9 protein-coding genes are annotated in these 12,391 nt (G+C 44.1%); 6 read left to right on the top strand and 3 right to left on the bottom strand.

Annotated features, from left to right (window positions below; translation table 11 throughout):
• Window positions 1-406 precede the first annotated feature (406 nt).
• Both LX73_RS00985 and LX73_RS00980 read left to right on the top strand, forming a co-directional pair.
• Entirely contained in the window at window positions 407-1,600 is a 1,194-nt protein-coding gene (locus tag LX73_RS00985) for an aspartate aminotransferase family protein (protein WP_148897598.1), read from the top strand.
• 106 nt (window positions 1,601-1,706) lie between these two features.
• Window positions 1,707-2,099, top strand: a complete 393-nt coding sequence (locus LX73_RS00980; protein WP_148897597.1) for a hypothetical protein — start codon at window positions 1,707-1,709, stop codon at window positions 2,097-2,099.
• Between the two features lie 2 nt (window positions 2,100-2,101).
• Here the strand turns inward: LX73_RS00980 and LX73_RS00975 are convergent, their stop codons facing one another.
• Together LX73_RS00975 and LX73_RS00970 are read right to left on the bottom strand one after the other, a co-directional pair.
• On the bottom strand, window positions 2,102-3,121 hold the full coding sequence (locus tag LX73_RS00975) for a threonine aldolase family protein (protein WP_148897596.1): 1,020 nt from the start codon (window positions 3,119-3,121) through the stop codon (window positions 2,102-2,104).
• Between the two features lie 67 nt (window positions 3,122-3,188).
• Complete coding sequence (locus LX73_RS00970; protein WP_148897595.1) at window positions 3,189-4,175, bottom strand: threonine/serine dehydratase family protein; 987 nt, start codon at window positions 4,173-4,175, stop codon at window positions 3,189-3,191.
• 183 nt (window positions 4,176-4,358) lie between these two features.
• Here LX73_RS00970 and LX73_RS00965 point away from each other — a divergent pair, with 183 nt between their 5' ends.
• Complete coding sequence (locus LX73_RS00965; protein ID WP_148897594.1) at window positions 4,359-4,682, top strand: hypothetical protein; 324 nt, start codon at window positions 4,359-4,361, stop codon at window positions 4,680-4,682.
• Between the two features lie 111 nt (window positions 4,683-4,793).
• On the opposite strand, the gene LX73_RS00960 is transcribed toward LX73_RS00965, so the two are convergent.
• The gene (locus LX73_RS00960; RefSeq protein WP_148898340.1) at window positions 4,794-5,639 is read right to left on the bottom strand and encodes a 3-hydroxybutyryl-CoA dehydrogenase; all 846 of its coding nucleotides are present in this window, start codon (window positions 5,637-5,639) and stop codon (window positions 4,794-4,796) included.
• Window positions 5,640-6,148: 509 nt separating this feature from the next.
• Here LX73_RS00960 and LX73_RS00955 point away from each other — a divergent pair.
• From LX73_RS00955 to LX73_RS00945, 3 genes are all read left to right on the top strand, one after another.
• Window positions 6,149-8,593, top strand: a complete 2,445-nt coding sequence (locus tag LX73_RS00955) for a penicillin acylase family protein (RefSeq protein WP_148897593.1) — start codon at window positions 6,149-6,151, stop codon at window positions 8,591-8,593.
• Between the two features lie 104 nt (window positions 8,594-8,697).
• The gene (locus tag LX73_RS00950) at window positions 8,698-11,676 is read left to right on the top strand and encodes a glycoside hydrolase family 3 N-terminal domain-containing protein (RefSeq protein ID WP_148897592.1); all 2,979 of its coding nucleotides are present in this window, start codon (window positions 8,698-8,700) and stop codon (window positions 11,674-11,676) included.
• Window positions 11,676-12,386 (top strand): cytidine deaminase, encoded by a 711-nt coding sequence (locus LX73_RS00945; RefSeq protein ID WP_148897591.1) that lies wholly within the window; start codon window positions 11,676-11,678, stop codon window positions 12,384-12,386. Before LX73_RS00950 ends, LX73_RS00945 begins: the two co-directional genes overlap by 1 nt.
• Window positions 12,387-12,391: the final 5 nt, after the last annotated feature.

Below are 12,391 nucleotides of genomic sequence, written 5' to 3'. Positions count from 1 at the left end.
TCTTTGTCGATGCACAGGGAGTCAAAATCGGCACATCACGTTCCCATAACGGACCTTCTTTCCCAACCTGAAGTAATAAGTCTTGCTTATCCTCAAAGTTGTCAAATAAAACCAGAAAAAAATGATAGAATCTACCATAGTAATTCCCCTGATCTGCCGACGGGACCACTGCCCTTCTCCATTTGATACCTTTTTATTTTGTCAGATATTGATTGGCTTCCACACTTCTTTGGGAGGCCTCAGACTCTGCTCCATCCTATGTTCTAATAACATGCGTTCACAGATGAAACAATTCCATTGAGAGGCTGCTTAATTTTCATAGTTGCCTCAAATTTTTGTTACTATTGAATACCTTGTTGAGCGATAATTTAAAATCCTATTTTACAATTTTTCTAATCCGCAGCCGATGAATTTTCAGCAGCTTACCGAACAATACCATCTCCCTGTTTACAATCGATTTCCCATTACCATCACCAAAGGCCAAGGAACTCATGTCTGGGATGAAAACGGCAATAAATACTTGGATGCTCTTGCAGGTATAGCAGTTAACAGCCTTGGACACTGCCATCCAAATGTTGTAGAAGCTGTTCAGCAACAAGTAGAGCAGCTGATGCATATCTCCAACTTTTATTACAGCAAACCACAGGCACAGCTTTTAGAATTACTTGCTGAAATCTCAGGATTAGACAAAGGATTCATCTGCAATAGTGGTGGCGAAGCCATGGAGGCAGCTGTAAAAGCGGCTCGGAAATATGGGCAGGCTTATGACAAGCAGCCTTCACTTATAACCGTCAGTAATGCCTTTCACGGACGAACGATGGGAACCATATCCATGGGGATGAAAAAATATTCCAAAGGCTACGACCCACTGATGAAAGGATTTAATGAAGTGCCAATGAACGACACAGAAGCACTCGAAGCCACATTTAATGATCAAACGCTTGGCGTCGTTATTGAAACCATACAGGGATCCGGCGGACTCCATGTAGCTTCACAAGATTTTATAGAAAGGATTCAAAGCCTCTGTGATACTCATGATGCTCTGTTTATCGTTGATGAGGTACAAACTGGCATTGGACGAACGGGAGCAATGTTCGGATTTGAACACTATAACGTGCAGCCTGATATTATTGCCATCGCTAAAGCTATGGGCGGCGGGTTCCCTATTGGAGCCATGGTGTGTACCGATAAAGTAGCTAAAACCATGAGTTACGGCGACCACGGAAGCACGTACGGTGGCAATCCGCTAGCTTGTGCCGCTTCTGTGGCCGCCTTGAATACGATAAAGGATGAAGATTTAATCCAACAAGCTGATGAAAAGGGACAGTTTTTGGAAAATAAACTTCGCGAAATGAGTTCAACTATTCCCGAAATCACAGACATTCGCGGACGAGGATTGATGCTCGGTGTTGAACTGGACTTTAACGGCCGCAAGGTGGTTGAGGATATGATGGCCATGGGAGTGCTTTCTAACTGTACACAAGGCAACGTAATTCGCCTGGTGCCGCCGCTTGTCATTAACAACGAAGAGTTGACTCGATTAGCTGACGTGCTAATACAGGCAATCAGAAAAAATATCGGGATAGATAAAACAAAATGATCGCATTTTTGTTATAGTATGCATCCCACTCCAAAATAAACTGCGTAACGTGCCACTGAACGACAAAATTTATTTCAGGTTTTTCTTTTTTGTAACCTTCCTTGTCATGCCCCTTTGTTCACTGTCACAAGAACAAGATACCACAAAGAGGGATATCGAGCGTAACCCAAAAGCCAACCGTTCGCTTAATTTAGACACTCCGCAAGACCGTTCTGTCTCACTGGGCGCGATGTCTGAAATGGGAACGTACGATGTACCAGAACCGAACCCATACCATTATGAACGTCCTTTTATGGGTCAAAAACACCTGGACAGGGCTATGAAAGCATATCGTGAACAAATGAAAGAAGAGTTTGGAGAAAACTGGTCATCTCTGATGTGGGTCGCAAACTCGTTTATTAATCTCCAGTTCGGACCATCACAGTCTTCCGAATTGTCTTACCCTGACCGGGGGAATCCGCTTTGGCAAAACTACACCAGTGATAAAAAGAAGCAATAAAACTAATCGTAAAGGCTTCTAAATATTTGCTTTGCCTGTTGCAAATCTTCATCTGTGATATGAAAATAAAAAGTTGCTCGCAGCGTATTTGGTCCAAATGGCACCAGACGAACGCCCTGCTCTTCTAATTTTTCCACGGCCGTAGGCGCTGACATATTCAAAACATCAAAAATAAGGATATTCGTCTCTACCAGATCCCGTTTAATTGCAAGTCCGCTACACTGCTCAATAACTTCTGCCAGTTCCTTCGCCCGGCGGTGATCTTCTTTCAGCAGCTGATAGTGATTCTCCACAGCATAGTCGGCAGCTGCAGCCAGTATCCCGACTTGTCGCATGCCTCCACCCCACATTTTACGCATACGCCGCATTTCGGCAATTTGCTGTTTCGATGACAACACCATGGATCCAACGGGTGCACCCAACCCCTTGCTAAAACAAACGGATAGCGTATCAGCAATGGAACTGTAGAACTTAGGCTCGGTACCAGTAGCCGTCATCGCATTCCAGATCCGCGCTCCATCTAAATGAACAGCCAAGTTATGATTATCGGAAAATGCACGAATAGCAGAAAGCTCCTCTTCACTGTAGCAACATCCGCCCCCCTTGTTTGTAGTATTTTCCAGTGCAATTACAGAAGTTTGTGGTTCCCAGTCGCGACTGCCGCGGACAGTATCTGTAAGTAATTCTGCCGATAATTTACCCTGTTGACCCGGCAGCGTCTTTAGATGAACGGATGAAAGATGAGCCGCTGCTGTGGATTCATAATTAGCAATATGGCCCGTTTCTTCGATGAGCACTTCCTCTCCCTGTTCGGTTAGCGTATTGATACTCAGCTGATTAGCCATGGTACCGCTGGGCACAAACAAGCCTGCTTCGAATCCAAACTTACGAGCTATCTTCTTTTCCAACGCATTTACTGTAGGATCCTCACCAAACACATCGTCCCCTACTTTGGCCTCAACCATAGCCTGACGCATTTGAGGGGTGGGCTTAGTTACCGTATCACTTCGCAGATCAATCATGATAATTAGTTTACGAATGCAGATCCCGATTAATCGAGACAGGATGACATTTCATTATAGTTTGTAATCACTTTGTCTCATCTAAAATAGTGTGAAAACTTTTGGTATCAATGTTGGTACCGCATACAATAATACCCACCGATTTTCCTTCAATACGATCCGCTAACGGACCTACAGCTCCTGCCATTGCCGAAGCACCCGCCGGTTCAACAGCCAGCTTCAGCTCTTCGAACATCACTTTCATCATCTGTGCCATCTGCAGATCGGTAATCGTTACCACGTCATCCACAAACCGCTGGCAAAGGCCAAAACTATACGGAGCAGCGTGCGGAGCGCCCAGGCTATCAGCAATAGTATCAACCTTTTCAATCTCAACCGGTTCGCCTGCTGCTCTGCTCTTGCTCATGCTGTCGGCCCCGGTAGGCTCCACGCCATATACTTTACAATCGGGATTTATTTGCTTTACTGCCGTTGCTATACCAGCACAAAGGCCCCCGCCGCCAATAGGAACAATAACGGCATCCAAGTGCCGAGTATCCTGCATCAGCTCAAGTCCTACAGTAGCGGTACCAATCGCGGTTTGTTCACCTTCAAACGGATGGATAAATGCCCGGTTTTCCTGTTCTTCAATCTCTTTTACTCGCTCAAAAGCAATATGCACATCATCCACCAGTTCAACATTGGCTCCGTGATACTCACATTTTTTTACTCGAAATTGGTTGGCTGTCTTCGGCATAACTACCTTGGCCGTTGTATTCAGTGATTTTGCCGCATAGGCTACCGCAATAGCATGATTACCGGCGCTGACAGCTGTAACACCATTTTCAAGCTGCTCATCAGAGAGCTCCAACATATTCATCAGCGCACCGCGCGGCTTGAAACTGCCGGCATATTGCAAGAGCTCCAGCTTCAAAAAAAGATTGGTATCCGGGCTGGTTAATTCCTTAGATATCTCACTTTTCCATTCCCAAACCGGGGTTCGGCGAACCTTGTTGCCCAACCTTTCTCGGGCTTGTTCAATCTGTCTTGGCGTAGGAACTTGAATACTTTCCATATATACCCTGATTTTAATCCTAAAATCTCATTGATATAAGAAATAACAAGAATATAATAGAAATAGAAACTGTCTAAAACATTTTTCAGCTGTATTGATAATGGAAAAGTTATCTCAACTGATATGCTATTTCCGCTCAAACTTTTTAGTTTATCTTAAATCATTTCATCAAAATCCATCTGAATGATGAGCAACAATGAGCTAAAAATAGATGAGCGCACCCACTCTCGGGTATTATCTGCCACCGAACGCCTGAAGCATGCTCTTTTTGCACTTTTTTTAGGATTTATCCTTATCAATATTATTGGATTTTGGATGTTTCCCGGACCCGGAATTTTTGGGCTGTATATGTTTTCTTCAGCACACCATACGGTGGCCTTTATCAGCGATATAGTTAACATAGCCGTTATTGCTTTGTTAGCAATCTGTTTTATCTATGGGTGGTTCCGAGGTCAATATTTTATTGATCGGCTGAAGACCTACCTCAGCTACTGGAAATTTTGGTGAAAAATATAAGGTATCACAATTAAAAAAGGGCAAAGGAAATACCTTTGCCCTTACCATTCTATATTTACAAATCCTTACTAAATGGTGAACCTAGATCTTTTCAGCAAAGGATTAGTGCTCATAAAATCCTTCACCCGTCTTATCCCCCAGCTTGCCGGCATCCACCATCTTTACCAAAAGCGGAGAGGGACGGTATTTAGGATCTTTAAACCCCTCGTGCAATACATTTAAAATATCGAGACATACATCCAAGCCAATAAAATCGGCCAACCGAAGCGGGCCCATTGGATGTGCCATACCCAGCTTCATAACGTCATCAATATCTTCGGGATCAGCCACTCCTTCATGCACACAACAGATAGCCTCATTAATCATTGGCATGAGTACACGGTTGGATACAAAACCCGGGTAGTCTGCTACTTCAACAGGGTTTTTATTGAGCAGCCGCGCCGTTTCATCTACCGTTTCCACTACATCGTCGCTGGTATCAAGTCCACGTACAACCTCTACCAACTTCATAACAGGCACTGGATTAAAGAAGTGCATGCCAACAACCTGCTCGGGACGGGATGTCGTAGCTGCCAGTTTCGTAATAGAAATCGAAGAAGTGTTCGTTGCCAGGATACTATCTTCCGGAGCTGCTTTATCCACGTCCGCAAATACCTGCTTTTTAATTTCAAAATTCTCGGGCACGGCTTCGATCACTAAATCCGCATCTTTGACAGCTTCAATAGTATTGGTGAAAGTGGTGATATTTTCGAGCGTCTGTACTTTCTGTTCAGCGTCAATCTTTTCTTTGTTGACCATCCGCTCCAAATTCTTGTCGATGGTCTCCACCGCTTTATCCGCCAGTTCCTGCTCCATTTCTACCAGGTTTACAGGAATTCCATTCATGGCAAATACATGGCAAATTCCATTACCCATAGTGCCGCCGCCGATAACTGCTACTTGTTTAATATCCATAGATCTAAAATTTATTACGATTAGTTTTCTTCATTTCATGGCAGAGAGTATCGAAATTTTGAAGCATTATCAATTTTAGCCAATGTTATTATGACTCCTAATTTCTATTTTTTGGCTAAATTTGCCCTTCTCCTAAGTTAAGACTAAAACTACCAATCATAAGGACTCATAGTGTAAATATTGAAAGCGCGAGCATGGATAATTAGTACTGATTATAATCTTTAAATATGAGTCGAAGAATCATCAAAATCTTTTATCCTGTCACCAGAACGACAGATCGTTTTTAGGACGGTGACTTTTAACTTCTTATTTGGAGATAACTGAATAAAGCAGTTGAGTCATCCTATTTTACCCGTTATTTATTAATCACTATGTTTGCTACATTCTTGACTTACTATTAACAGTAGTTTCAGAGCTAAATTACTATGTCATTTTGTGCCCTACCGAAAATTCGGAAGGGGATAACATGATGCCTTCAAAACCCTCTATCAATATAGTAGCTGATGAAATCAATCTCTCGAGGTCTTCTTTTTATAGGTATTTTGGTGTTGGGTATTGCTATCCTCGGTATTTACTGGACGTTTTATCGTCCCCTCCCCGACTACAACGCCACCACTACGCAACCTCAACTCCAGCAAAAAGTTAACATCCACTGGGATTCGCGCGGCGTACCCCATATCTATGCTGAAAGCAAGCACGATCTTTACTACAGCCTAGGATATGTACATGCACAAGATCGTCTTTGGCAAATGACACTTAGCCAGATGGCTATCGAAGGGCGTTTTGCTGAATTTCTTGGTAAAAAGATGGTACCGTATGACAAGCTACAGCGGACCATTGGATTCTGGCGTACGGCCAAAAAAATAGAAAAGACACTTTCTGATTCTACCCGGCGACAGCTACAAGCCTATACTGACGGCGTCAACTCGTACATTCAAAAAAATCCCAAGAGCCTGCCCATACAGTTTTCTCTTACTGGTATGGAGCCTATCCAATGGACGATCACCCACTCCATAGCCCTGACACGCCTGATGGCTTGGGACCTCAACCTAGCCTGGAAATCAGAATTAACCTATGCGTACCTTTCAGAACAATTGTCTCGCAACAAGTTTTCTGATCTTTTACCTGATACCAATTTTGTTGCTGGCCATTCCGTACCATCCCATTCCGACAGATGGGCACAAAGTTTAATGCCAATTATCCAAAAGGATGAACAACTGAACAAGATGCTGGGCAAGCAGGGCTCACACCTTGGAAGCAATGCCTGGGCCGTAAGCGGTCAAAAATCGGCTGATAGCGCTCCCTTATTAGCGGGCGACCCACACTTGGGAATCAACATACCCGGTAAGTGGTACGAGGCACATCTAAATTTAAATGGACGCAATCTATCAGGAGCCACACTGGCCGGTGCTCCCATTGTAGTGCTCGGCCAAAATGAACAGCTGGGGTGGTCGTTGACCAACGTCATGCTAGACGATACTGATTTTTACCAAGAGGCCGTAGATCCCCAAAATAAGAACCGCTATGCCGTAGATTCGTTGGATGGCAATGCCATCTATGAAAAATTTGAGTATCAGCAAGAAGTACTGAAAATAAAAAATGCCGACGATACCGTTTTTACAAGAAAAGTAACCAATCACGGTCCTGTAATATCTGATATTTTCACTGAGCAAAACTATATCGATAATCGTGTTATTACTATGCGGTGGACTGGCCACGAAGTAAGCCATGAAATTGAAGCACTACTGGGCATGAACTGGGCCACATCATTTAGTGAATTTCGCCAGGAAGCAAGCAAATTCAAAGCCCCTGCGCAAAATGTTGTTTATGCAGATACGGCAGGCAACATAGCCCGACTTACGCTTGGCAAAGTTCCAAAGAGGAGCGGCAATCCTATTCTTTTACGTGATGGATGGGATTCATCCCAAAATTGGCAGGAAACTGTACCTTTTGATGAATTGCCTTCGACCGTAAATCCCGATCGCGGATGGGTCGCCAATGCCAACAATCCCGTTGGAGGCCAAAACTACGAACACTACCTGTCGATCTACTGGGAACCGGATGCACGATATGAACGTATTAAACAGTATCTGAAACGTGACATCCCCTTTTCGCCCACAACATTTCAAGAGATGCAAAACGACTCGTACTCCCTTTATGCCCGTGATCTTACCAAGCTTATTTTGCCGGTCTTGAAAAAAAGCAAAGCCGACAGTTTTGATACCGTTATCTCATATCTCGAAAATTGGGATTACTCCTATGACCCCTCAGAAACTGCTGCTTCCATTATGGACGTTTTCATGCTCAAGCTTTCAAAAAATATTTTTGAGGATGACTTAGGACCCGCGGTGTATAATAATTTTGTCCAATTCTCAGCCCTTCCCGAACGCACGCTAATGCGAGCATTACGCAACCAAAACTCTTTTATCGAGAATAAACAGACCGAAAATAAGATAGAAGATCACGCTGATCTTATTATCCAGAGCATGCAAGAAACAACAACATTTTTGACACAGAGACTGGGCTCAGAACCCTTCGAATGGCGGTGGGGACAACTACATACCATATCCCTTAAACCACCTCTGTTGGGACGCGCAGCCGAAAAAGAAGATGCCTCTGAAACACTACAGTTGGTTGTCAATAATCTACTTAGCAAAGGACCCTACCCAACCGAAGGACACGGACTAAGTATCAACAATGGAGAATATAATTGGAACGATCCCTACCAGATGATACTTGGACCATCAATACGACGTGTCGTTGACTTTTCGGACCTCAGTCGAACAAGATCTATTATGCCAACGGGGCAATCCGGGAATCCCCTTTCGCAATTTTACGGTGACCAAACCGAAAGCTGGCTCAACGGACAGTATAAGTTTGTATATCAGGACAGTAGCTTTTTCAACGAAATTCCCTATCAAACCACTACCTTACTTCCGGAAGAATAGTACATTCCTGGCACCTTATTGTCACCACATTAAAACATGGTGGTAACGGAATCGTTAATTAATATAAGCTCAAATTTTCATCAACAATTGGTCTTAACTTTTAAATGAGCACTTTTTTTCAAAGTCATTTACGTTCTTTCACCCTGATATTTCTCACGCTAACGGTTGGTTTTACTGTTGGTGCCTGCTCGGTGCTCGAAAATATGTTTTCAGATTCAGAGGAATCATCCCCAGACATTAAGCAGGAGAGCATACTTACCAAGGTTGACTCCACAAACATTGACGTCTCCGATTCAATTCCATTTGAAGGACCTTCAGACACCCTTGCTGAAGCTGATTCTATAAATATTGATTCGCTGCTTAACCGGATGACGCTGAAAGAAAAAATTGGGCAGCTCTTCTTTGTCCGTGCTTACGGCCATTTTAAAAGTTATGACGAGGCATCATATCAGCAGTTACTCCAGAAGATTAAGGACTTCCATATCGGGGGTATTACCTTTTTTAACGGTACCATTTATGGGCAAACCATACTTACTAATAAGCTTCAGCAAGCCAGTAAGATCCCCCTGTGGATTACCCAGGATATGGAGTACGGCGCCGCCATGCGCGTTGATGGAGCAACCCGATTCCCACCGGCCATGGCCGTAGCAGCTACCCAAAATCCCGATTATGCCTATTGGATGGGTAAGGTTACGGCCAAAGAGGCTAACGCCCTGGGCGTTAATCAAATTTTCGGTCCCGTTCTGGATGTGAACAACAATCCTCGAAATCCGGTTATTAATGTGCGTTCATTTTCGGGTAATCCCGATACCGTTGCTGCCTATGGCAAACGATTTATTGACGGCGTACAATCAGAGGATATTCTTGCAACCGCCAAGCACTTTCCCGGCCACGGCGACACGGATACCGACTCTCACCTGTCGTTGCCAGTTATCAATTATAATTATACACGACTAGACTCAGTAGAACTTCTCCCCTTCCGCTCTGCCGTTGGCGATGGCGTTAGCAGCATAATGAGTGCCCACATTGCATTCCCCCAAATCAGTTCGCGCCAGAATCTGCCAGCTACCATGGATTCTACCATCATAAACAATATTCTGGCAGACAGCCTGGGATTCAATGGCCTAGTAGTGAGTGACGGCCTGGAAATGAAAGGAATTTCGTCTAACTATTCACCCGGTGATGCAGTTATCAAAGCACTGCAAGCCGGTGTTGATCTCATACTTTTGAGTCCTGATGAGCTAACAGCTATTAATGAAATAGAAGCAGCAATTAAAAATAAACGTATTACTGAACAGCGTATCGATCAGTCCGTACGTAAATTGTTAAAGTGGAAAAAAAAGCAGGGCCTATTCCAAAAAGAACACATCGATATCAATACGCTCAGCAACAAAATAAGTACGCGTAAGCACGAGCTCATTGCGCAAGAAATAAGCCAAAAATCCCTTACCCTTGTTAAAAACAAGGGCGATATCCTGCCCATCAAACCCTATCAATATCCCAATATTACCGTCGTTTCGGTATCAGACGGAAGCTCCGGACGCGCGGGCAATGGTTTTGTTTCTTGTATCAAAGATCATCATCCCAATATAACATCGCACGTGCTTGATAAGCGCACCGGTCCCAAAGAAAAGAAACAAATGTTAGCCGATGCCCGTGATGCTGATTTAGTCATCATCGGATCATTCATTTATGTGCGTTCCGGTCAAAAAGTACAGCTCAACCAAGATGATCTGCGACTGCTGCAAAAACTACATAAGGATACGCCCGCGGCACTTGTCGCATTCGGAAATCCCTATGTAGTACAGGATTTGCCCAAAACAGATGCGCAACTTATGGCATGGTCAGCCACTGACCAGCAAGTAAAAAGTGTGGTCCCTGCTCTTTTTGGCGGTGCAAGTATAAGCGGGCGGCTGCCAATTGAAATACCCGGTATGTATGATTTTAACCACGGTATTACGCTGCCGCAAACGACTATACGATCCGACGCCCCCGAAGTGGCTGGTCTTTCGCGGGACTCGCTCAAAAAAGTAGAAAAAATTATGAATCAGGCCGTGCTCGATTCTACTTTCCCGGGTGGTGCAGTAGCCGTTGTAAAAAATGGAGTTATGGCTTACCAAAAAGGATTTGGCTACCAAACCTACAAAAAGCTGAATCCCATACGCAAAAATACGATCTATGATCTGGCCTCACTTACAAAAGTGACGGCCACTACTCCCGCAGTGATGAAACTGGTTGATGAAGGGAAATTGAGCCTCGATGACCGCGTAGGCAAATATATTGCCGAGTTTACCTCCGGTCCAAAAAAGAATATCACTATTCGTAACCTGCTGCTGCACAACTCAGGGTTACCGCCCTATCGCATTTATGTGGATTCCATCAAGACCGAAGCAAAACTAATCAAAGCCATTAAAAATGAGCCACTAACGTACAAACCCGGCACAAAATATAAGTACAGTGATCTGGGGTTTATTTTACTAGGCGAAATTATTGAACAGGTTACCGGTCTGCCGCTGGATCAATATGTTCACAAAACATTTTATTATCCACTGGGCATGAATGATACTTTTTTTACTCCCAACCGATCCAACAAATGGATTTTTAAACGTATCTCCCCTACCGAAATTGATACCTCTATCCGAATGAAAACAATCAAAGGGCAAGTACATGATGAACGAGCCTATTACCTCAACGGTGTTGCGGGGCACGCGGGATTGTTTTCAACCGTCGATGATCTTGCTATTTATTGCCAGATGCTTTTGAGCGGCGGCTCCTATGCCGGCCAGCAGTATTTGGATCCCTCCACCGTCAACAAGTTTAGCCAAAGGCAATCTGAGCTGATCAATCGTGGCTATGGCTTTGATCGAAAGAGCAGCGGTTTTAGCACCGCGGGATCGCTGACCAGTGACAAAACGTTTGGTCATACCGGATTTACCGGCACCAGCTTTTGGATTGACCCCAATCATGATATAGCGATCATAATTTTAACGAACCGGACATTTCCGCATCGTTCCTATGGACAAAACATCAGCACCATCCGTGCCCGAATAGCCGATGCGGTTATGTCATCAATAATAGAATAATGATGGATATTACTGACTTGCAAAACCATTGCTATGTACCCTATTCCAATACGGATTCCCTGGCAGTCGTACGCAGCAAAGAAGGAACATATTTTCCGGGTTGTCGCATAGAAAGTATCGCTTATCCGCTAAGCATAAGTGCTATTCAAAATGCATTATTTTCTTGTCTAAGCGAGGGGAGTACTCCCGATATAGCCTGGACGACAGCAACGGAGTTACCGCACAAGAAATTTTGGGAATCTGAACTGGAAATAACATGTAAAGAATGGAGCAACGATGAGCCCGGGGACATTGAGTTTGCTGATCTGATACTGGATCCAAATATCAATCTGAAAGATAAGCTTGTATCACTCCTTGATGATGCCGTTGTTAAAGAATCAGATTTCCCGGTGGCCGCCCTTCTTAAAACCGATCAGGGAATTTTCAGCGGCGTCAATATTGAATGCAGTGCATGGGATATGGGACTTTGTGCCGAACGGGTAGCTATCGCAAAAGCACTGACATACGGCAGCAAACAATTAGAAGAGCTATACATTCATACACGCAGCGGCGATTTTAGCAGTCCCTGTGGAGCATGCCGGCAAGTTATTATCGAGCACATGCCCGACCGGCAAATTCATCTATACCACGCCGACCATTCCACATCCGTGCATTTTAGTACCGATCTGCTGCCGCACAGTTTCCAATCATCATCACTTAAAAATAATTAGACTCT

Source organism: Fodinibius salinus (assembly GCF_008124865.1).
In the GTDB taxonomy this organism is placed as follows: domain Bacteria; phylum Bacteroidota; class Rhodothermia; order Balneolales; family Balneolaceae; genus Fodinibius; species Fodinibius salinus.
This window is presented reverse-complemented; position numbering and strand designations above follow the sequence as displayed.

Bases quoted from the DNA above. Each gene is read 5' to 3' on its own strand.
- LX73_RS00955 (WP_148897593.1), top strand. From the start codon at position 6,149: ATGAAATCAATCTCTCGAGGTCTTCTTTTTATAGGTATTTTGGTGTTG.
- LX73_RS00985 (WP_148897598.1), top strand. From the start codon at position 407: ATGAATTTTCAGCAGCTTACCGAACAATACCATCTCCCTGTTTACAAT.
- LX73_RS00965 (WP_148897594.1), top strand. From the start codon at position 4,359: ATGATGAGCAACAATGAGCTAAAAATAGATGAGCGCACCCACTCTCGG.
- LX73_RS00980 (WP_148897597.1), top strand. From the start codon at position 1,707: ATGCCCCTTTGTTCACTGTCACAAGAACAAGATACCACAAAGAGGGAT.
- LX73_RS00950 (WP_148897592.1), top strand. From the start codon at position 8,698: ATGAGCACTTTTTTTCAAAGTCATTTACGTTCTTTCACCCTGATATTT.
- LX73_RS00945 (WP_148897591.1), top strand. From the start codon at position 11,676: ATGATGGATATTACTGACTTGCAAAACCATTGCTATGTACCCTATTCC.
- LX73_RS00970 (WP_148897595.1), bottom strand. From the start codon at position 4,175: ATGGAAAGTATTCAAGTTCCTACGCCAAGACAGATTGAACAAGCCCGA.
- LX73_RS00975 (WP_148897596.1), bottom strand. From the start codon at position 3,121: ATGATTGATCTGCGAAGTGATACGGTAACTAAGCCCACCCCTCAAATG.